Source organism: Myxococcus eversor (genome assembly GCF_010894455.1).
GTDB lineage: Bacteria > Myxococcota > Myxococcia > Myxococcales > Myxococcaceae > Myxococcus > Myxococcus eversor.
In genome coordinates this window covers 333,684-355,400 of the sequence record NZ_JAAIXY010000011.1, presented here as the reverse complement: position 1 = coordinate 355,400, position 21,717 = coordinate 333,684, and the positions used below count along the sequence as shown (strand labels likewise).

The 21,717-nt window shown below is 67.9% G+C and carries 16 protein-coding genes; 13 read left to right on the top strand and 3 right to left on the bottom strand.

Translation table 11 applies throughout. The annotated features are described in order from the left end of the window. Window positions 1-17 precede the first annotated feature (17 nt). From G4D83_RS23585 to G4D83_RS23575, 3 genes are all read right to left on the bottom strand, one after another. Window positions 18-2,177 carry a hypothetical protein gene (locus tag G4D83_RS23585; RefSeq protein ID WP_163867054.1) on the bottom strand — a complete coding sequence of 720 codons (2,160 nt, stop codon included), beginning with the start codon at window positions 2,175-2,177 and terminating at the stop codon, window positions 18-20. Window positions 2,178-2,214: 37 nt separating this feature from the next. Further along, entirely contained in the window at window positions 2,215-2,418 is a 204-nt protein-coding gene (locus tag G4D83_RS23580) for a cold-shock protein (protein WP_141640610.1), read from the bottom strand. A gap of 117 nt (window positions 2,419-2,535) precedes the next feature. Continuing rightward, window positions 2,536-4,368 carry a M2 family metallopeptidase gene (locus G4D83_RS23575; protein ID WP_163867053.1) on the bottom strand — a complete coding sequence of 611 codons (1,833 nt, stop codon included), beginning with the start codon at window positions 4,366-4,368 and terminating at the stop codon, window positions 2,536-2,538. Between the two features lie 285 nt (window positions 4,369-4,653). Here G4D83_RS23575 and G4D83_RS23570 point away from each other — a divergent pair, with 285 nt between their 5' ends. The 13 genes from G4D83_RS23570 to G4D83_RS23510 all read left to right on the top strand — a co-directional run bounded on the left by G4D83_RS23570 (window position 4,654) and on the right by G4D83_RS23510 (window position 21,717). After that, window positions 4,654-5,754: a hypothetical protein gene (locus G4D83_RS23570; protein ID WP_163867052.1), complete on the top strand. Its 1,101-nt coding sequence runs from the start codon at window positions 4,654-4,656 to the stop codon at window positions 5,752-5,754. Window positions 5,755-5,760: 6 nt separating this feature from the next. Beyond that, complete coding sequence (locus G4D83_RS23565; RefSeq protein WP_163867051.1) at window positions 5,761-6,321, top strand: DUF3105 domain-containing protein; 561 nt, start codon at window positions 5,761-5,763, stop codon at window positions 6,319-6,321. 174 nt (window positions 6,322-6,495) lie between these two features. Beyond that, window positions 6,496-8,376 (top strand): carbohydrate binding domain-containing protein, encoded by a 1,881-nt coding sequence (locus tag G4D83_RS23560; RefSeq protein ID WP_163867050.1) that lies wholly within the window; start codon window positions 6,496-6,498, stop codon window positions 8,374-8,376. A 323-nt stretch (window positions 8,377-8,699) separates the two neighbouring features. Beyond that, the gene (locus G4D83_RS23555; protein WP_205522697.1) at window positions 8,700-10,415 is read left to right on the top strand and encodes a thiamine pyrophosphate-dependent enzyme; all 1,716 of its coding nucleotides are present in this window, start codon (window positions 8,700-8,702) and stop codon (window positions 10,413-10,415) included. A gap of 32 nt (window positions 10,416-10,447) precedes the next feature. Beyond that, window positions 10,448-10,924 carry an MEKHLA domain-containing protein gene (locus G4D83_RS23550; RefSeq protein WP_163867048.1) on the top strand — a complete coding sequence of 159 codons (477 nt, stop codon included), beginning with the start codon at window positions 10,448-10,450 and terminating at the stop codon, window positions 10,922-10,924. A 1,240-nt stretch (window positions 10,925-12,164) separates the two neighbouring features. Continuing rightward, window positions 12,165-13,835 (top strand): DUF1800 domain-containing protein, encoded by a 1,671-nt coding sequence (locus G4D83_RS23545; protein WP_163867047.1) that lies wholly within the window; start codon window positions 12,165-12,167, stop codon window positions 13,833-13,835. A gap of 3 nt (window positions 13,836-13,838) precedes the next feature. Continuing rightward, window positions 13,839-15,380, top strand: coding sequence for a DUF1501 domain-containing protein (locus G4D83_RS23540; protein ID WP_163867046.1), 1,542 nt, complete (start codon window positions 13,839-13,841; stop codon window positions 15,378-15,380). Window positions 15,381-15,616: 236 nt separating this feature from the next. Continuing rightward, a complete protein-coding gene (locus tag G4D83_RS23535) occupies window positions 15,617-16,123 on the top strand; it encodes a hypothetical protein (protein ID WP_163867045.1) in 507 nt (168 codons plus the stop codon). Between the two features lie 329 nt (window positions 16,124-16,452). Next, the gene (locus G4D83_RS23530; RefSeq protein WP_240356518.1) at window positions 16,453-17,721 is read left to right on the top strand and encodes a phage tail sheath C-terminal domain-containing protein; all 1,269 of its coding nucleotides are present in this window, start codon (window positions 16,453-16,455) and stop codon (window positions 17,719-17,721) included. Between the two features lie 15 nt (window positions 17,722-17,736). Continuing rightward, window positions 17,737-18,126, top strand: a complete 390-nt coding sequence (locus G4D83_RS23525; RefSeq protein WP_141640601.1) for a hypothetical protein — start codon at window positions 17,737-17,739, stop codon at window positions 18,124-18,126. Window positions 18,127-18,129: 3 nt separating this feature from the next. Further along, window positions 18,130-18,990: a hypothetical protein gene (locus G4D83_RS23520; RefSeq protein WP_163867043.1), complete on the top strand. Its 861-nt coding sequence runs from the start codon at window positions 18,130-18,132 to the stop codon at window positions 18,988-18,990. Next, a complete protein-coding gene (locus G4D83_RS23515) occupies window positions 18,990-20,684 on the top strand; it encodes a hypothetical protein (RefSeq protein WP_163867042.1) in 1,695 nt (564 codons plus the stop codon). The genes G4D83_RS23520 and G4D83_RS23515 overlap by 1 nt, the downstream gene beginning before the upstream one ends. Window positions 20,685-20,688: 4 nt before the next feature. Next, entirely contained in the window at window positions 20,689-21,717 is a 1,029-nt protein-coding gene (locus G4D83_RS23510; RefSeq protein ID WP_163867041.1) for a hypothetical protein, read from the top strand.

Genomic DNA, 21,717 nt, shown 5'->3' with positions numbered 1-21,717 from the left:
ACTACCACCGCCGTGGCCTACGGCTTCGCCTTCAGCGCGGCCTCCGTCGCGCGCAGCAACGGCTCCGCGCTCACCGGCGCGCCCGTCGCGTGCGACATCCACAGGTCCGGCGTCACCGCGCCATACGTGGCCATCCGCTCGAACTCCGCGCCCAGTGGCCCCTTGCGCGACAGGTGCTCTTCAATCTGGAACGCGATGAGGTGCCCGAGCGGATAGTCCGGCAGGTACAGCGGATAGCTGATCATGTGGCTGTAGACGGCGAGCAGCGTGGTGCCCTCGCCTCCCAGCACCGGCGCGAAGTAGCGAGCCCACACGTCGCGGGAGATGGACACCACCGCCTCGGCCAGCTCCGCCGCGGTGGCCTCGGGATGCGCGTACAGCCAATGCCACACACCCATGTCCACCATCGCGATGCCCGAGCGCTCCCACGTCTGCCAGAAGTCTCCGAGCACCCGCTCGCGCTCGCTGGCCGCATCCGGCTTGCCCAACCCGAGCAGCTCCAGGTCGCGCGCCTGGAACACGAAGGCCAGCGCCTCCGTGAAGGCGTTGTTGGGCACACCCGTGAGCAACGTGTGGTCCACGCCGTAGAGGCCGAAGGCCTGCTCCACATTGTGCCCCAGCTCGTGCACCGCGATGTTGTAGCCCTTGTAGCTCATGCCCTCCTTCTCGACGCGCGTGCGCAGCCGAGGAAAGTCTCCCCGACGCATCGCCTGCTGGGCATGTCCCGCGCCTCGCGAGGCATCCACGCGGATGTGCTCCGCGAGCCAGTCCGCCTTCTGCGCGCTGAACCCCATGCCACGAAGGATGCGAGGCATGTCCTTCGCGAACGACTCCGCGCTCGGGTAGCGCTTGCGCGTCAGTGCATCCAGCTCCGACTCCGGCCGCTGCGCCCCCGGCTTGAACCCCGCGTACCAGACATCCTGTGGCTCCAGCTTCCGGCCCAGCCGTGACTCGATCTCCTTCGCCACGCGCGGCACCAGCGGAGACTCCAACACCTGCGTCAGCAGCGCCTTCACCCGCGCCTCGGGCAGCTCGCGTCCCAGCTCGAAGGCCCGAGCGATGCGCGTGGGCGCGATGGGCACGAACGCATCCGCCTTGCGCGCGGCCTGGAAGATGGCGAGCAGCCGCGCATAGCGCACGTCCTGCTCGCGCGTCGCGTCCGCCTTCGCCTCCTTCGACGGCGCGTCCGCCTCCACCGTGTCGGCCGGAGCCACCGTCACGACGTTGGTGTACGGGTTCCAGTCCAGCCTCGGGTTGTCGATGACCGCCGCCGGAATCGTCTGGGTGATGATGCGCTCCATCACCTGGACGATCATGCGTTGCTTCTCGCGCCCTCGCGGGTCCGCGTAGTCCGCCTTCAGCTCGTCGCGCAGGTTCCAATGGCTGATGAGCCGCAGCCCCTTCGGGAAGAGCCGCTCACCGCGCTCGTCCACCAGGTGGTGCATCCACACGTTGTACTCGGCGATGTAGAGGTTCGCCGCCGCCACCGCTTGTGAGGACTCCTGCTCAATCTCCGCCGGCACCCGCATGGCGAAGCGTCCAGCGAGCCGCGCCTCCGCCCACTGCCTGCGCGTCCACGTGGGGCCCTTCTCCGTGCGCTCCGCCAGCGTCGTCAGCGGGAAGTTGAGCAGCACCACGAAGGCGACCTTCGCGCGGAACAAGTCTTCGGCGACATGCGCGGCCGGGTCATACGCCGCCACCAGCGGCTCCACCGGCAACAGCGGCCCCAGGTCCAGGTCCGTGTACCACTGCGTCTCACGGCCCAGCTCCAGCATGTGCCCATCCAACTGCTCGAACAGCCGCTCCAGCCGGGCGAACGTCGCGTCCAACACCCGCGCGTCCGACACGAACTGCTCACGCACGAAGGCGGTCAGGTCTCCGTCCCCGGCCCGCCACTGCAGGGCGACCTGGTCGACGCCCCGCTCGATGCGCGCGCGCGACGCCTCGCCATGCTTCGCCACCAGCTCCGCCTTCACGGCGGACACGTCATACGCGGGCTTCATGGCGCGGGCCTCCACCGGAGCTTGGGTTGGAGCCGAAGGCTGAGTCGTGGCACAGCCCAATGCCAACACCAGGGGCCAACAGGAACAGACGGCGGAAACGAGACGCGGCTTCGGAGAGGACATGAGGGCTCCAGAAAGCACGAAGGGCCCGACCTTGGCAGGCCGGACCCTCATGATGCATCCAGGAAGTCGTTACAAACGACGCCAGGAATCAGCCAGCGCGGACGTTCTGCGCCTGCAGACCCTTCGGGCCACGGGCGACTTCGAACTCCACCTTCTGCCCCTCCTGGAGGGTGCGGAAGCCATCCATGTTGATGGCGGTGTGGTGGCAGAACACGTCCTCACCACCGCCGTCCTGGGTGATGAAGCCAAAGCCCTTCGCATCGTTGAACCACTTCACGGTACCAGTAGCCATTCGATTTCTTCTTCTTTCGTCACGGACGCGAAAATCCGCCGTCCGGTCCTACCGAGCGAACCCTAAAGGACCCGGGGAATCTAGACGTCCTTTCCCCGGGAAGTCCACTTCAGCACGCTACCAGCCGCACTTCTGACCTTTGTTCTGCGCCTTCAACCACTGACGCAGCGGGCTGAAGTAATCCAGCAGTGGAGTCGCATCCATCTTGCGCGTTCCCGTCACCACCTGGAGCGCATCCGGCCAGGGCTTGCTCGCGCCCATTTCCAGCATCGCCTGGAGCCGCTTTCCGGCGTCCTTGTTGCCGTAGATGGAGCACTCGTGGAGGGGGCCCTTGTGACCCGCCGCCTCGCACAGCGCCTTGTGGAACTGGAACTGGAGGATGCGGGCCAGGAAGTACCGCGTGTAAGGAACGTTCGCCGGCACGTGGTACTTGGCGCCCGGGTCGAAGTCCTGCTCGGAGCGCGCCACTGGCGCCGCCACGCCCTGGTACTTCTGCCGCAGCGTCCACCAGGACTTGTTGTAGTCCGCCGGCTTCACGCGGCCGGAGAAGACCTCCCAGCGCCACTGGTCCACCAGCAGGCCGAAGGGCAGGAACGCCACCTTCTCCAACGCGTCCTTCATCTGGAGGTTGATGAGGTTCTTGTCGTTCTTCGCCACTTCCTTCAGCAGGCCGATCTGCTGGAGATAGGCAGGCGTGATCGACAGCGTCAGCGCGTCGCCAATGGCCTCGTGGAAGCCGTCGTTCGCGCCGGCCTGATACAGCACAGGCAGGTTGTAATAGTAGGTGAAGTAGTAGTTGTGACCCAGCTCATGGTGGATGGTGACGAGGTCCTCCTCCGTGGGCTTGATGCACATCTTGATGCGCAGGTCGTTCTCGTACGTCACGTCCCAGGCGCTCGCGTGGCAGACGACCTCGCGGTCCCTGGGCTTGGTGAACTGGGAGCGCTCGAAGAAGGTCTCCGGCAGCGGCTTGAGGCCCAGCGAGGTGAAGAACTTCTCACCCAGACGCACCATCTTCAGCGGCTCGTAGCCCTGCGTCTTCAGCGCGGAGTCCACGTCCAGGCTCGCCTGACCGGGGAACGGCTCCACCAGGGGATAGATGTTGTTCCACTCCTGGGCCCACATGTTGCCCAGCAGGTGCGCCGGAATCGGCTTGCCCGAGGGCACCTTCTCCGCGCCGTACTGCTTCGCCAGCCGACCGCGCACATAGCAGTGCAGGTCGTCATACAGCGGCTTCACCTGGCCCCACAGGCGCTGGGCCTCCTTCTCGAACTCGGCGGGCTGCATGTCGTAGCCGGAGCGCCACAGGGTGCCCAGGTCATTGAAGCCGATGTCCTTCGCGCCATCGTTGGAGATGCTCACCAACTGCTGGTACAGCGGGCGCATGGGCTTGGAGATGGAGTGCCAGCCCTGCCACGCATCCAGCAGCTTGTCGTAGTCACGGCTCTCCGCCATGACGTCGGACAGCACCTCCAGGTCGCGGCACTCGCCCTTGCCGTCGGGGCCGCAGTACTTGCCCTTGCCGTAGATGCCCTCCAGCTTCGCGGCCGTCGTCGCCAGCTCCGCGCGCTTCTTGGCGTCCGAGGGCGCCGGCAGCGCCTGCGACACGCGCAACAGGTGCAGCATGCGCGCGGTGTCCGCGTCGAGCTTCAGGCCGTCGAAGCGGCGCGAGTCCTTGATGGCGCCGTTGACGTAGCCGAGCACCTCTTCGTTGACGTAGGCGGCGTTCCGCTCGGTGTCGTCGGTGATGTACGTGGACTTGATCCACTCGGCGGTGGCCTGCTTCGTCCACAGCCGCTTGAGGTCCGCGTTCACCTTTTCGACGAACTGCTTCGCCTCCTCGGGCGTGGCCTTGGCGGCGGGCGCCTGGGCGAAGCCGGGGACAGCGGTCAACACCATGGCCGCGAGGGCCGAACGCAACAACGACTGCGGGAGTCGGGTCCGTTTCATGGGGCGGACCGTAGAGGAACCGTCGGCCGAACACATCCCGAAAGTAGGCCCTGTCGCACCACTCCTCCCTCCCCGCCACGTCCACCTCCGGCGATCCCCACCTGACGCGACGCGAAACAGACGCCGTCACCTGGGCTCGGTGCCATCTGGCCGCGCGCCTCGCCAGATGAGTTGTCTTTGGGACATCGGCACCTCGCGGCATCGAAGGCCCGCCCGTGCGTGGAGCAGCCGAGCCCCCTGCCGGCTCCCTCCCGCGCCCGGGGACCGCGTTACAGCATTCAAGACATGCTGCTCGGACACACGAAGGACCCGACCTGGCCCGCGGCCGAGGACGCACTCGCCGAGGCCCGTCGCTTCCTGGAGCAACAGCGCGGGAAGCGGGTGCTCGTCGCGCCCCACCCGGAGGTCGATGGGCTCGCGTCCGGCGTCCTCCTGGTCCGCGCCCTGGAGACACTGCGCGCCTCCGGGGCCCTGCGCGTGCCAGGAAAGGGAGAGCACGCCCACTCGGCCGGATTCCTGGAGCGGGTCCGCGCCTCCGCGCCAGAAGCCCTCATCGCGCTCGACACGGACGGCCGGGCGATACCGCGCCTGCCCTCCCTCCCCACGCTCGTCGTGGATCGCCACCTCCCCGAGCCATGGCCTTCCGGCGTCCACGTCCTCTCCGCGCACGGACAGGAGCCCCCGGTCAGCACCAGCCTGCTCTCCTACGTGCTCGTGTCGCCGCTCGTGGTGCCCGGCCCGCTGGAGTGGCTGGCGGTGCTCGGCACCGTGGGCGCGTTCGGCACGGATGCGCCCATTCCCTTCCTCAAGGACGCGCTGCGACGCGCGAACCGCAAGGCCGTGGTGGAGGCGGTGTCCCTGGTGCACGCGGCGCGACGGTCCGCGCGCTTCGCAGCGCCCAGGGCCCTGGAGGTCCTGCTGCGCGCCAGGAACGCGAAGGACATCTCGGAGGGCCGCGTGCCCGGTGTGGACGAACTGCGCGACTGCCGGCTGGAGGTCCGTCGGGAAGTCGAACGATGCGCGAGGACACCTCCCCGCCTCGCTACGAGCGTGGCGCTCCTCTTGTTCAGTTCCGAGGCCCAGGTGCATCCACTGGTCGCGATCCGGTGGGCCCAGCGACTTCCCGAGCACGTCGTCATCGCCGCCAACACGGGCTATCTGCCCGGACGCGTGGACTTCGCGCTGCGAAGCCAGACACCCATCGACCTCGCGCCCCTCCTCCAGGGCTTGGAGCCCTCACTCGCTGAAGAGCTGCTCGCGGCGAGTCGCCCGCACGCCATGGGTGGGAGCTTGTCCCAGCCCGACTTCGTCCGGTTCGCCGCGGCCGTGGGCCTGCCCGGGCTGCGAGCACAAGACGTGGAGCGTCGAGGCGCATTCCCTGGCTGATGCGGTATGACGTGGGCCGTGCCCATCAAACACGCCCTCGTGCTTCCCTCGCTGCTCGCGCTCGTGGCGCTGTCCGCATGCGACTCCTCGGATGACCCTGAGCCTCGCGACTGCGAGCAGTTCAGCTTTCCGCTCTCCGCCCAGACGTCGTCAGGCCACCTGGCCGTCTGTGACAGCCCGGCCTGCGGCAACGGCGAGAATCCTCCGAACTCCGGCCCGCATTGCGGCAGCGTGGCGCGCTGTGGCGTCTACAGCGAGCCCGTGTCTCGCTGTCTGTACGTCCACAACCTGGAGCACGGGCACGCGGTGTTTCTCTACAACTGCCCGGACGGCTGCCCCGATGAAGTGGCGAAGCTCGAGGCCGTCGCGGCCACCGTGCCCACGGGCGCCAACGGCGTGCGTCGCGCGCTCGTGGCTCAGGACCCGCTCATGCCCCAGCGCGTGGCGGCACTGCTGTGGCGACGCACGTATCTGGCCGACTCCGCGGACCCGGAGGCCCTGCGCTGCCTCCTCGCCCACCAAGACGCGGACGCACCCGAGCCTGGCCTCGCCTGCCCGGGCCAGTGAAACCCGGCGCCTGACTCCCCGCCCGGAGCCCTCGCCCGGCTCCGGCGAGTGCCAGTCGTCTCTCAAGGCGGTGCCTCGAATGCGAGGGCTCGCCCTGTTGCGTGGCTAGCGGGCGTCCCGACGCTGGGTGCGGGCAATCGGTATGTCGGCTGCCAGCCATTTGTAGTCAGGGGCATGAAACCAACGCTCCGACGAACCCTCGTCCTGTTGGCAGTGGCGTGGATGACAGTCACCGTGTCACCCGCGCTCGCCCAATCACAACCACCCGGCGTCAAGGGCCCCGTTCCCACGGGCATGCCCAATCGCCTCGCCGTGGGACTCTTCGAGGAGGCGGGCCAGAACTGGATGCGCGACAGCGGCGTCCCCTGGGACGTGCGCTACCGCTACTTCACCAAGGGCTGGGTGGACAACTGGGGCTGGGGACAGCGCGATGGGAGCTGGGGGAAGACGTTCCTGGATGAGTCCAGGACGCAGGGCTTCATCCCCGCGCCCGTCTTCTACCAACTGTTCGCCGAGCCCGGCGGCGGTGAGAGTGAGTCACTCGCCAAGGTCCAGAACGCCGCGACGATGAAGAGCTACTTCGGCGACCTGAAGATCCTCCTCCAGCGCGCGACGGAGTTCGGACGGCCCGTGCTGCTCCTCGTGGAACCGGACGCCGTTGGGCTCCTCCAGTTCTATACGAACTCCAATCCCAACACGTATGCCGCCGTCGCGGCCTCGGGCATACCCGAACTTGCGGGCCTCCCCAACACCGTGGCCGGCTGGGGCCTCGCCTTCCTCCAGCTCCGCAAGTCCGTGGGGGCCAACAACGTCATCCTCGGCATGCACATCTCCGCATGGGCCAGCGGCAAGGACATCTCCTGCTGCTCCGTCACCGACCCGCTCCAGCCGGAGGTGGACAAGGTCGTCAACTTCCTCAAGCCCCTGGGACTCGGCGCCAATTCGACGGGTGCCACGTATGACGTGCTCGTCGGAGACCCGTTGGACAGGGACGCGGACTTCTACAAGCTGACGCGCGCGCAGGACGTCTGGTGGGACGCCAGCGACAACGCCTCCGTCTCCTCGCGCTCCTTCAACCGCTACGCGCAGTGGTTGACGCTGATGAACCAGACCTCCGGCAAGCGCTGGGTGCTCTGGCAGATTCCGCTCGGCAACTCCCAGCACCGCAACATCAACAACGACGGAAGCGCTCGCGCGGGCTACCGCGACAACCGCGCCGAGTACTTCTTCGGCCCGAGTGGCGATGCCCACCGGCGCAAGTTCGCCAACACGGGTGTCATCGCGCTCCTCTTCGGCGCGGGCGCGGGCGGACAGAGCTCGTATCCGAATGACCTGGGCTCGGATGGACAGCCGTACCTCAAGACGCGCGCCTCGCCGTTCCTCCTCGCGGGCGGGCTGACCCTGCCCGCCACGGGCACGACGCTTCCTGGCGGCGGAGGCGGCGGCACCGACGCTGGCACCGATGGCGGCACGGGCGGAGGTACCGACGCGGGTCCGGATGGTGGCCCCCGGGATGCTGGCACGGATGCAGGCACTCGCGACGGCGGCGCCGACGGTGGCACTCGCGATGGCGGCTCCGACGCGGGCACGAGTGACGCTGGCAGCGGCGGCACCACTCGCGGCTACGGCTTCGAGACCGGCACCGAGGGCTGGTCGTCCTCGGGCGCTCCCATCAAGGCGGCGACGTCGTCCACCGCGCGGGCCCAGGCGGGGACTCGCTCCCTCGCGGTGCCCTTCAGCGGAACCGCGGGCACGGGCGTCGTCTCCGTGCGCACCGCCCCGGTTCCTCGCGGCGCCACCGTGACGTTCCGCGTCTGGATTCCCAGCGGCAGCGGCATCACCGCCCTCCAGCCCTTCGCGCTGGAAGGTGAGACAGGCGGCTGGCGCTACACGGGGACGTGGACGGCGATCAGCAGCCTCCAGCCAGGGACGTGGAACACCGTGACGGTGCCCCTGCCCTCCAACAGCACCACGCCGCTCTACCAGCTCGGCGTCGAGTTCACGACGAACAGCGGCTGGACGGGCACCGTCCACCTGGACGGCATCGGCTGGTAGTCCTCTCGGGGCCGGGGAGCCGGGCCCGGTGGTGGAACCTCTCCACCGCGCGCTCGCTCCCGGCCCTGGTTGTCTTCCCTACCACCCGACAGGCCAGAATCCCCCGCAGCCCGAGGCGCCTGCGGGGCGGGGATTCACGGTGGCTCGACCTCGCCCCGCACTCGCCGGAAGCCCCTCCCCTTCAATCACAACCACCACTCCCCGCACCAATACATCCTGCGGGCAATCACTCTCACACAGGAGACTCAATCCCTGGTGCTTTTCCATGCAAACCAGAAACACGACATCTAGCTTGTCGCCACATGAGCACATCGAATCGCGGGATGAGTGGCTACGAAGTCCTCTTGAATGCCCTGAGCGCGTGGGGCATCACGACCTGTACCGGCGTCACGGGGGGAGGTCTGCTGCACTTCCTGAGGAACCTCGAGCCTCATCCCGGCTCGGCGGCTCCTTCGTCCAACGGGGCGCTGCGCCACCTCACCATCGGCGAGTACGTCGCCGGCTTCGTGCCGCTGGGCAGCTACCTGGCGACCGGAGAGCTGGGCTGCTGTGTCGCCACGACAGGAGCGGCGACGAAGCTGCTCACATGCGGGCTGACCGACGCCAAGATGCACGACATCCCGTCCGTCTTCCTGGTGCCCACCTCGTCAGCGGCCAGCGAGGGGCTCAGCCCGCTCCAGGATACCTCCGCGCTCGGCAACAACATCGTCCAGCAGTTGCAGGCGGAGTTGCCCCAGGGTGTCTTCATGCTCGACCAGCCGGGGATACTCGTCGAGCAGCTCCTCCGAGCCCAGCGAGAGCTCCAGAACTACAAACCCGTCGTGCTCGTCATCGAGCCCACCGTCCTCAACCGCCCCACCGGCACGGAGCGCTGCCGCTTCTCCGCCATCCGTCCCGTCGAGGCCAACCCCGCCCAGGTCCAGGAGATGGTGGAGTCCATCCGCTCCGAGTTGGACGGGCGCCGGGTCGTCATCCTGGCCGGAGAGGAGCTGGCCCGCGTCCGCCAGGCCCAGCGACTCACGACGCGGCTGTGCGAACAACTGGGCGCTCCGCTCGTGTGGAGCATCAACGGCGCCAATGGCGTCGAACGCGGCAACCCGATGGGCCACGGCTACATCTCCTTCGGCGGGAACGATGCGGCCATGGCGGTGTGGAAGAGCCTGGGCGAGGACGACGTGCTGCTCGTCCTCGGCGCCAGCCCGGATGAGTACACCGTGAATCTGGAGAAGTATCAGGCCGGGCAGACCTTCGTGCTCACCTCCGTGGAGGACGGGTACGGGCAACACCATGGAAGCTTCGCCCACCGCGCGCGCCATGGCTTCCGTCAATGGGTGACCCCCCTGGAGAGCGCGCTTCACGCTCTCGTCGAGCACCTGGAGCGCCATCCTGTACGCACGCTGAGGAGTCGCCCCGCCCCTCGCAACCTCAACACCTCCGAGCGCAAGCCCCCTCGCCCCGGCTTCGTGGACATGCGCCAGTTCTTCAACCAGCTCGACTCGCTGTGGGCCCCCGGTACGCTCGGCTTCGATGACGTCTGTCTTTCCTACAAGGATCGCCAGTACGTCACCCAGCGCCCCCATCCGAATGCACGCTTCTTCTCGCTCTACCGGGGCTCCGCGATGGGCAATGTCCTGGGCCTGGGCATCGGCGCCAAGCTGGCCTCTCCCGAGAGCCATGTCGTGGCCTTCACTGGTGATGGCTGCTTCCGCCTCTTCGCCGGATGTCTGTCCGAGGCGAGCGACCTGGACCTCCTGCTGTTCGTACTCGACAACGCGAGCTACGGCATCGTCGAGCAGGCCCTGCCCACCGTCCTCCCTGGCCTGGAGCCCTCCCGCCGCCACACCCGGCTCACGGCGATGGACTTTGGAGACATCGCTCGCGCGTGCGGCTGGTCGGCGTTCGACCTGAAGCCAGACCTCGCGAACCTCGGGGAGCTCCTCCGCCTGCATCAGGGGCAGCACGGCAAGTCCATCCTCGTCACGGTGCCCGTGGATACCGAGCAGCTCCTCGGACTCAATCCCCGCGCCAACAACCTCTGAGGTTCAGCCCTCCACCCCAAGGAGAACACCCGATGAGAGAACCGCGACTCGTCCTGCCCGTCCTCAAGATGATCGATGCGTCCTACCAACGACAGCGAGGCAAACCCCTGGGCAGCGGCTTCTGTCCTCCCCCTCTGGAAAAGGCACCGCAAGAGGCACGCTTGGAGTGGGTCCACGACCAGGCCCCCTTCATGCTGCTCGCCCAGGATGTGAGCGCGGACCCCGTCTTCATCTACACCAACGCCTCCGCCTCCCATCACTTCGGCTACACCCCCGAGGAGTTCCTCTCCCTGCCCTCCCGGCTCAGCGCCACCGCCGAAGGCCAGGAGGACCGCAACGCCGCGGTGAACGAGGTGCTCACGAAGGGCGCTCGCATCGGCTATGGCGGCGTCCGCATCACCAAGGCGGGAAAGCTCTTCCGCCTTCGCGACGGGGAGCTGTTCCTGCTGCACGACAAGGACGATGCGCGCATCGGCATGGGCGCCCTCGTCTGGCCCACCCCTTACTAGAGGAGCCCAGCAGTCCCGCGGCCCGAACAGGCCCCCCCAGCATTCAGCGACTTGAAGACCGTGGCGGATGCGCCCTCATCGCTCGCCGAGGGCGCATCCGCCAAAGAGCCTCTCCCGAAGCGCAGAGGCTCTTTGCCCTTCACTACCGCCGCGAGCCCCGATGAGAAGACGGCTCGCAACGACCTCGCCCGAATTCATTTCACCTGCACTCGAATGCGGCTCAATCAGGGACACTACCCAGTCCGCCCAATTCAACTGGGCGACCTGATTACGCCAAGAGCTACAAGGGATACCACTCCGCCATGAACCCGCCAGAGGTCACTTCGTTGAATCTGTCCATGCTGTCGTAGCTGATTGTAATTACCACACTCTCGGGAGGGGGACTTCCGGGACAACTGCCCGTACCGTACATGCGTCGTGTTCCCGTATATGTTCCTGTTGTGCTGTTGTAGGTGAGGCCGGTGAACTTTGTGTCGCCAACGAGCCAGCAGCCGTCACCTCCACTCACCATCTTCCCCGTGCCGTCTGCGTAGATCGTGATGCATCCCCAACTGCCGGCGCACCATGTCCCGATGAGCGGGTCCCCAGGAGAGAGAACGGCATCGGACCGATGTCCTATCAAGTCATCTGGATTGTCACTCAACTCACCGCCGCCACACGCGGTTGCGAGGCATACCAGGAACAGTGCGCGCATCCATTGCTTTGCCATGAGAAGTCCGTCCCGATGAGCTAGCCAGCCCGAATTGGCGGCCAACCAAGCCTCTCATTGCGCGGCGACTTTGGCAATGCGAACCACGTATTGCGATTACATATGACGAGGGTGAAGTATTTCACGCCCACAGAATGATAGACACGCATCTATCGCGCTCTGGAGTTCCGCAGGACAAGGCAATCTGCGGGCACCTTCATCTCTTGAGGTCCAGACACAGCCACCGGGTGGTGGCGTTGCGCGAGGCACGCGCGCCCCGGCGGATACCGCCCTACCTTTGCCCTCGGATTGAGCGCCTCGCTCTCAGGTTTCTGCGCACATAGAACCGAAGGGGAGAAAGGGGGGGGGCCCTGCTCCCGCTCCCCACTCATCCCGTGCCGGCGTGCTCCTCAACCTTCATGCGGGTCACGACCTCCCGCACAATCGCGCCGGAATTCGCACCAAGGAGCGCAACTATTTCCGGACTTCAGTGTTTCGGCCCTTGGGGGAGTCTCTTCCCCCTTCGCGAACCAACTGAAGGAGTACCTCCGGATGATTCGACGCCTCACTCTCACCCTCGCCGTGTGCGTGGCCGCATGCGCACCCGACGAGGGCCCACCCACACCCCACACCCCCACCCTCGACGCACCAGGACAGCAGGCGCAACGCGCCGAGCCACTCGATACGCCCACCGAGCCCAACGCCCTGCGGTTCCTGGAGCAGGCGACCTTCGGACCCCGGCAGGCCTTTGGCGCCCCGACGCCGCCCATCGACACCGTCGAGCACGTCATGACGGTGGGCATCCGTCAGGCCATCACCGACCAGATCGCCGCGCCGCGCTCCACCTTCGACGGCCTGGCGCCGAATGACCTGGGCTCGCAGTTCTTCTTCCACGCCATCAACGGACAGGATCAGCTCCGGCTGCGCGTCGCCTTCGCGCTGAGCCAGATTCTCGTCGTCTCCCAGAATGGCATCCCCAATGTCATGTCCACGCCGGAGCCCGAGCCGCGCCTGGCGATGGCCAGCTACCTCAACCTCCTGTCCCAGCGCGCGTTCGGCAACTTCCGCCAGCTCATGGAGGACGTGACGCTGCACCCCGCCATGGGCACCTACCTGGACATGGCCAACAACCGGGCCTTCAAGCCCAACGGCCAGCCCATCGAGCCCAACGAGAACTACGCGCGGGAGATGCTCCAGCTCTTCACCCTCGGCCTCCACAAGCTGAATGAGAACGGCACCCCGGTTCTCGACAACCTGGGCCGCACGACGCCCTCGTACACCGAGGCCCAGGTCCAGGCGTTCGCCCACGCGCTCTCCGGTTGGACCTATGCCGGCCCCACCTGCCCCACCGTCGGCCGGACGAATCCGCCTTCGTACGCGGCCCAGATGATGGACTGCGCGGTGAACCACGACGGCACGTCGAAGGAGCTGCTCCGGGGCGTGTGGACCACCCCCAACGGCACGCCTCGCCAGCACCTGAAGGAGGCGCTCGACAACGTCTTCGACGACCCGAACCTGCCCCCGTTCATCTGCAAGCAGCTCATCCAACACCTGGTCACCAGCAACCCCAGTCCCGAGTACGTCCAGGACGTGGTCAACATCTTCAAGAACAACGGCAGCGGCGCCCGGGGTGACCTGCGCGCGGTGATTCGTCGAATCCTCCAGCACGACGAGGCCCGCGGCCCCACGGCGCCCCCCACGCAACTGGCGACGTTCGGCCACCTGCGCTCCCCCGCGCTCCACGTCACCACGCTCGTCCGGGGCTTGAAGGGAACGCTCGACACTTCGGGCACGGTGGACCCCGGCGCGAAGCTGAACTCCTGGAGCCAGTCCATGGGCCAGTACGTGCCCCAGCCTCCGTCTGTCTTCAGCTACTACCCGCCCAACGCGCCCGCTCCGGGCGGTGGCGGCCTGCTCGGTCCCGAGTTCGCCATCCTGGACACCGCCACCATCACCGCGCGCGGCAATGTGACACATGACCTGCTCTTCGTGGGCGCCACGGCGACCGCGGGAGTCCTCATCGACTTGAGCGTCCTCCCCATCAGCTCCAGCGACACCGTGCAGTGGCTCAACCGCTACTTCCTGCACGGCACCATGTCGCCAGAGCTGCGGGACGTCGTCCTCAATGCCATCTCCCACCCCGATGCCGGCGACACCCTGCGCAGGAAGAAGCTCGCCGTCTACCTCACGTCCCTCGCTCCCGAATTCCAGATCCAGAGGTAGCCCATGAGCTTCTCACGACGAACATTCCTCCGAGGCACCTCGCTGGGCCTGGGATATCTCGCCGTCTCCTCCCCCATGCCCGGCTGGCTCGGCAACGCCGCCGCCGCGACGCTGTCTGGCTATGCCGGCTACCGCGCGACGGTGTGTGTCTTCCTGCTGGGTGGCAATGACACCAACAACGTCCTCGTCCCCCGGGACAGCACCGGCCACGCGCAGTACCTGGACGCGCGGTCCACGCTCGGCATTCCCCTGGCCGAGCTGCGCCCCATCAGCCCCGTGAACATGGCGGCGGGCGCGTATGGACTCCACCCCTCGCTCCAGAAGCTCCAGGCGCTGTTCGAGCAGGAGCGCGCGGCCTTCGTCTGCAACGTGGGACCGCTCACCCTGCCCATGCGCAAGGCGGACTACGAGAGCGGCGCCGTCCCCCGGCCCGACAACCTCTTCTCCCACAGCGACCAGCAGGACGCCTGGGCCAGCGGCATCTCCAACCCCTCCACCGTGGACCTGCCAGCGGCGCTCGAGGGCAAGGCCACCGGCTGGGGCGGACGCACCGCGGACCGCCTCCACACGCTCAACCCCGGCGACTACCCGGAGGTGACGTCCTTCGGCGGCAAGGCCCTGTACACCACGGGCGCCGAGCGCCAGGCGATGATGGTGTCCTCCTCGGGAATCCTCGAGATGAAGCAGACGTCCGACGCGGACTTCAACACCCTGCGCACGGAGGCGCTCGCGGACGTGGTGGCGCTCCACAACAACGTCACGCTGGAGGCGTCCTACGGCGGCGTCTTCACCACCGCGCAGACGTTCTCCGCCGCTCGCGCCGCCGCGCGCGACGCCGCCTGGAACGCGCTGCCCCTGGCGACGCGCGAGCACATCGACGGCCTCTTCACCGCGCCCCAGGGCGTGACGGGCTGGACGCTGCACACGCAGCTCTACCAGGTGGTCCGGGACCTCATCGCCGGCGCGGCGCCGTCCGCGAGCGGAGGCCTGGGTGTGCGCCGCCAGATGTTCTCCGTGGGGCTCGGCGGCTTCGACACGCACGTGGGCCAGGAGGCCACGCAGAACGCCCTGCTCCTCCAGGTCGACTTCGCGCTGGACGCCTTCCAGCAAGCGATGACCCGCTTGAAGACCGAGGGGCTCTTCGGCGTGAATCCTCCCCAGGCCACGCTCTTCACCATGAGCGACTTCGGGAGGACGCTGGCGGAGAACTCAGACAAGGGCTCCGACCACGGCTGGGGCAGCCACGCCATCGTCCTGGGAGATCGCGTCCAGGGCCGCCGGCTCCATGGCACCTTCCCCAGCCTGGACCTGTCCTCCGGCGCCGCGAGCAACCCGGACTCCGTCGACGCCAAGGGCCGCTGGTTGCCTTCACTCTCCGTGGACCAGTACGGCTTCACCCTGGCGACGTGGCTGGGACTGGGCGGCGTGGCTGATCGCGACCACGCCTTCCCCAACCTCACCAACTACGTCGCCGCCGCGACCTCCGGAGGCTTCCCCGCCGCCGCGCGCGCCTACCGGATTCCGTTCCTCCTGTCGGACCCCTGAGCGGCCGTTTCCAGAGGGGCGCGGGATCACTTCCCCCTTCATCCACCCCGCGCCCCTCGACCTCCTGCGTCACCTCACTCCGGTGTCAACAATGACAGCCCGAAAATGGTAGGGCCATTCCGCTGTTTCGGGCCCTACCTGATAAACCCTTGAAACCGGTGTGTTCGCTAACATACTGTGCGCATGCGTTCATGTTTCGCATGGGCGCACTCATTTTCACATGAGGGGGACATTCCATGGCAGCAGACGCAGCGACGAACGTTTCCGACGCCCTGGCCACGGTTGACAACATCGCCATCCAGGTCGAACAGGCGCTGTACAAACTGTATCTGGCGGTGAGCGGTACGGGTTTCAAGTCCATCACCGACAAGATTGCCGTCATCTGGACGCCGGTACGCAACGTGCTGAGCTCGGTGCTCAAACAAGTCGAAGGTCTCATCAAGCCGCTGATGGACCCGGCGGTCGTCACCTCCATCAAGGACGTGCTGGAGGCGGGCCGAGACCTGGTGAACTCCACGTTGGACTTGCTGCCGGACTCCGCGCGGAACCTGGCGCTGACGGGGCAGCGGTTCCTGAACATCATCGTCGACTTCGTGGGAGCCGGCGTCGAGCACATCGTCGCCATCGTCGACCTGCTGCTCAACGTGGGCAAGGCGATCATCGGCGAGGTCTCCACGCTGGCGGCCGCCACCATCGCCGCGCTCCGCAAGACGGGTGTGCAGATTCCCGCCACCAATCCCTGATTCAACCCCAGTCGTCTGTCACGGTTCCTGGTGTGTCGCGGGCGTCTTGGCTCGCCGCCAGTGTATTCAGCGTGTCGTCACGGCCCTGCGCACGCTTTTCTCAATCCAGTGTCTATGAATAGGACCGTGCCCCGCCAGGGGTGGGCGTGAGCCCAGGTACGCGGTCCAGGGAACCTGCACCCGGAGCAGGGTTTTCGACCCCCTCGCATGCGAGGGTCGGGGAGCGTATGGCCACAGGTCTCATCATTCCTGGTGTCCAGGTCACGGTCGTCAAGGAAGTGTTGCCCCAACAGCTTGCACCGTCTGGGGTTCTTGGAATCACAGGCTTCTTGGAGTCAGCCAACGGCACGGTCGTCCGCGCCAGCAGCTGGTCTCGCTTCCTGGAGGTGGCCGGACGCGCGAGCGCCTACAGCCTCCCGGAGGCGCGCCAGGCGTTGGACAATGGCGTCTCCGAGCTGGTGATTTCGCCCCTGCCCGCCACGGCCGGTGCTGTCGCGTCGATCGCCGTCGCGGCCGACAACAGCAAGTATCCGCCGGGGCACGTTGGCGACAAGTTCGGCGCCACGTTCATCGCGAGAGCTCCGGGCCTGTGGGCCAACGGAATCACGCTGAAGGTCACCTACCGGAACAACATCGACCTGACGGTTTCGTTCGACGTGGAGGTCACCCACCCCGCCAGCGGTTCGGTGGAGGTGCTGCGCAACGTCAACTCGGCGTCGCTGACGTCGACGCTGGACACCTCGTCGTTCATCAAGGTGGACACCACGAAGGGCGTGGGCTGGCCCACCGCGGGCACGTACACGCTCGCCACGGGCAAGGACGCCACGCCGGACGACTATGCCACCGCGCTGGGGCGCCTGAAGGACCAGCCGGACGTGGACCTGGTGCTCGCGGCGGTGCAGGACTTCTCCGACCGGGCCAAGCTGACGCGCATCTACGGCGACGTCATCAGCCACTGCAACACGCTGAGCGGCGAGAGCAAGGGCCGGCTCGGCTTCGGGCAGGTCCCGCCCGCCGGGACGCTGGTGGAGAACGCCCAGCTCGCCTCCAACCTGGTCAGCGACAGGTTCGTGCTCGTCGCGCCCCACGGCACGGTGGGCGCGGTCGCCGGCCTGGTGGGAAGCCTGGCGCCGCACCAGTCGCCCACGTTCAAGCGCGTCTCCGGCCTGAACGAGACGCTGGTGAGCGTGGAGGACCAGAAGGCGCTGTTGCGTGCCTTCACGGTCCCCGTCGTCACGGAGCGCGGCCGGGGCACCATCGTGGTGCGCGGCCTGACGACGGACGGCGACCAGATCAACGTCCGCCGCGTGGCGGACCGCGCGGTGCGCACGCTGAAGATGGTGGGTGACCTGTTCATCGGGTTGCTCAACAACGCCGACGGGCGCAGTGCCCTGAAGCAGAAGCTGGTGGAGGCGCTGGTGCAGATGCAGAAGGACGGCGCCATCGTCCCCTCCACCGACGGGAAGGATCCCGCCTTCAAGGTGGAGGTCTATTCCTCGCAGGCGGACTTCGCGCTCGGAATCGTCAGGGTCAACATGGCCGTCAGACCCGTGCGCGCCATCGACTACATCTACGCGACCATCACGGTCCAGGTCTGATGAAGGAACGCACCGATGCCAACGGTATTCTCTGCCAACCGTAGCAGCATCCTCGTCGACGGAGAGGCCGTGGACGGCCTCCAATCCATCGCATTCCGAGTGGTCACCGAGCGCGAGGACATCCGCGCCATCGGTTCCAACGAGCGCGTCGACGTCATCTTCGGCCTGCGCACCGTCATCGGTGAGCTGGTCATCCGCTCCGCGGCCGTGAAGCTGGACACCCTGCTCTCCGAGCGCGGCAAGTTCCAGCTCGTGGCGAACCTCAAGCGCACCGAGGGCACGGACGACACGCGCACCCTGTCCTTCGACGACTGCTTCGTCGAGGGCAAGTCGTTCCAGATGGACGCACACGGCAGCGCCGCCACGACGTACGCCTTCACGGCGACGCGCATCCGCGAGGAGTAGGCCGTGAGGGAGGCGCCCGCCAGCTCAAGCACGGAGTCCGGTGCGGCGCCGATCTCCCTGGAGATCGACGGCCGGACCTTCCACCTCCACCCCGGAGTCAGCTCCGGGGCGCTGGAGGTGGAGTGCTCCACCGGCGAGCGTCTCGCACTCCATCCGTGGAGCTTCGAGGCGCACCTGCGGGCGCTCGACCTGCACGCGCGGCTGGATGGCGCGGGCCTGGCCTTCGATACCGAGGGCTTCGCCTTCGATGTGCTGCGGGACTCGGGGGTGCCGGAGTCGCTCCACGCGGAGCTGGCACCGCTCGCGCTGTGGTGGGCCGTGGGTGGGGCGAAGGAGCCTTCCACCCAGGCGCCGCCGCCGGGTTGGGTGCGGGCGGGTGACGTGCGTGCCCGGCTGCGGCCCTGGACCTTCTCCGAGCGCTCCCGGGCGCTCGAGGACAGCCTCACCGCACAGCCAGATGGTTCGAAGGAGCTGAGCCTGGAGCGCTACCTGCGCTCGATGCTCGCCGTGTCCGTCGTGGAGCGGATTCCCTCGGCGCCACTGGAGACGCTGGATGGCGCGAGCACCGCCGCGCTGCTGGAGGCCGTGGTCGCGCTCAACGCGGGGGACGAGCGCGATGAAGACCGCACCCTGCGCGCCTCCGACAAGGAGTCCCGCGTCCTCGCTGAAGTGACGTTGAAGCTCTGTCGTGCCCTGGGGTGGACGCCTTCCCAGGTGTGGGCGACTCCCGCCGCCGAGGTGGACCGGTTGCTCGCGATGTTGCAGCTCACGGAGCCTCGTGCTCCCACCCCGGCCCCGACTCCGAGGCCGAGGGGACTCTCCGACTTTCCCGACGCGGTGGTCATTCAGGTGGAGGACGACTGATGCGCACGACGTTCACCACCTCCGAGCTGACCTCGCGACTCGCCCGCCCGGCGTTTCGAGCACTCGAAGGGGTCGCTCGACAGCTCGGCGTCAAGCTGCCCGCTCAAGCGCGGGACGCTGATTCGCATGAGGAGTCCTCGCGGGCGACTCCTGGCGGCGACGCCGCGCAGGGGCCCTCCGTGGAGGAGACGCGGGCCACGGCTTCGCATGGCCACGCGGCCTCGGGCCCGCTCGCGCCGCGGTCCTCTCCGGTGGTTCGGCCTGGAGCCGCCGGTGCCTCCACGGCACTCGCCGACACCGCGCCCAGGTCCGTCGTGTCTTCGCGCATCCCCGTCACGCCGAGTGCCCCGCGCGCTTCCGAGGTCAGTGGGTCCGTGAGTCCTGCGTCCGAGGAGTGGGTCGCATCACCTCTGGATCTGGCGCCTTCCTCGAAGCGGACCGGGCTGTCCTCGGCCAACGACCTCGCATCTTCCGCGAAGAGCCTCGCGCACGCTTCGGCCAGCGACCTGACGCCTTCCTCGAAGAGCCTCGCGCACCCGTCGGCGCCTTCCACGAACAGCATCGCGCCCGTTTCAGCCAGCGACCTCACGCCTTCTTCGACGAGCATCGGGCGGCATTTGGCCAGCGGCCCGCGCGACTCTGGACTGGCGCATGCGGCCGACGCGAGCCCCGAGACTTCTCAAGCGCCCCATCCGACGTGGCCCGAGTCGGGTGCTCGGCACGCGTCCTCGTTGCCCTCGGACTTCTCGGCGGGCGCCTCGCGACGTTCGGAGCTCCCGGACAAGGGCGCGCCTGCTTCGAGTCACACCGCCGAGACAGCGTCCGCGCCGTCACCGCACAGAGCGCCCGAGGAGCACTCCGCCACGAGCAGCGATGCGCCCTCCGGGCTCCGCGTCTCCGTCAAGTCCCCGGAGCCACGACCCCTCCAGAAGAAGGTCGTCCGATTGATGCAGCCGTTGCCGCCTCCCTCCGAGGCTCCAGCAACGGAGAGCGGCCCCACGGTCCAGCGCGTCGGTCCTCCCACCGCGCGCCTCGCGGACGCTCCGCGCCACGACGCTCCGGAAGCCGTGGTCGGCCCTCACTACGAGGGAGTCACCTCGACGAGCGCCACGCCACGCCCCCCCGCCTCGCCCGTCGAAGCCACCAACGAGACGCGCACGAGCATCGCGCCAGTGCTCCCCGTCTTGCGCGTGCTGTCCACGACGCCCGCCGCCCTCCATTCTCCGGCCGCCGTCCCGACGACACCCGCCGCGGCTCACGCTCCGGCAGAGGCCGTGGCGACGAGGCCCACGGTGCGCCCCGTCGCGCCCTCGGGTCCACGGCCCAAGGCCCGGCTCACCTTCACCCCGCCCGAGCCCGTGGCTCCCTCGTCGTCGCCCGAGCCGGAGCGCGCGGTGCCTCCGGCGTCGCTGGCCACGTCGCACGTCGCGCGGCAGGTCAACCAGGGCGTGACGCCCGTGCTCGAACGAGCGCAGCAGCTCACGCACGAGTCACTCACCATCGACCGCTCCTCGCGCTCCACCACCGCTCCGAGCGCGGACTCTGGCGCCAACGCGGCGGTTCGCAACACGTTCAACGTGAACGTGCAGGTGGGCACCGACACCGCGACGTCGGGCATGGACCGGCGCACGCTGGAAGACACGCTGGTGGACATCCTTCGCGAGACGGCACGCCGTCACGGACTGGAGGTCTGAGCCCATGGCCGGCATCGGATACTCCGTGACCATCGGCTCGCTCCGAGCCTCCAACAAGGCCCGCCAGGGGCAGGCCTTCATCCGCTCCATCACCAGCGAGCTGACCATGGACGGCGCGGGCGGCCGGTGCACCGTCGAGCTGGTGCCCTCCGACGCGGGCCTCCCCACGCCGGGCGACAAGACGACCATCGAAATGGATGGCGGCAACGGCGCCGTCACCGTCTTCACCGGCCTGGTGCTGGAAGCCCGAGGCTCGACGGATACGTCCCTCGTCATCGGCGGCGACGCCCTGGCGAAGCTCGCGCGGCTGGACGTGTCGGGCGCCTATGAGCAGATGTCCGCGGGCTCCATCGTCCGCGAGCTGGTGAACAAGGCAGGCGGCACACCGGGCACCATCGACGACGGCCCCAGCTTCCCAAGCTACGTACTCCATCGCGGCCCGCGCGCCCTGCGGCACATCCTCCGGCTCGCGGAGCAGAGCGGCTTCGACGTCTTCACGGACGGACAGGGCAAGGTGCACTTCACTGCGCCCAAGCAGGGCGGCGCGGACCACACCTTCGTCTACGACTCCCAGGTGCTGCGCACGCAGGTGGCGAAGCCGCTCGCCGCCATCGACGGCTTCGAGGTCTGGGGCGAAGGCGCGGCCAGCTCCCAGGGAGAGAAGAAGGCGCACTGGCTGGTGGACGACCTGGCCTCCATCCATGGCAAGGCCGCGCTGGGCACCACCGGCAAGGTGCAGGCGGGCTCCACGGGCAAGAGCTCGCGCGAAGTGAAGGACGGCTCGGTCCGCGCTGGAGCGGATGCGTCCGCGCAAGCCAAGGCCCGCGTGGGCGCGCTGGCCGCGCGTCCGCTGCATGGCTTCATCGAAGTGCTGGGGGCGCCAGCCGTGAAGCCAGGCGACCTCGTGAAGGTGGACGACATCCCGGAGGGCCACCCCGTGGAGGCCCTGCTGTCCGGGAAGGTGCTTCGCGTCCGCTCGGTGCGTCACACCCTGAATGCCCTCACGGGCTTCACCACCCGGATGGAACTCTGA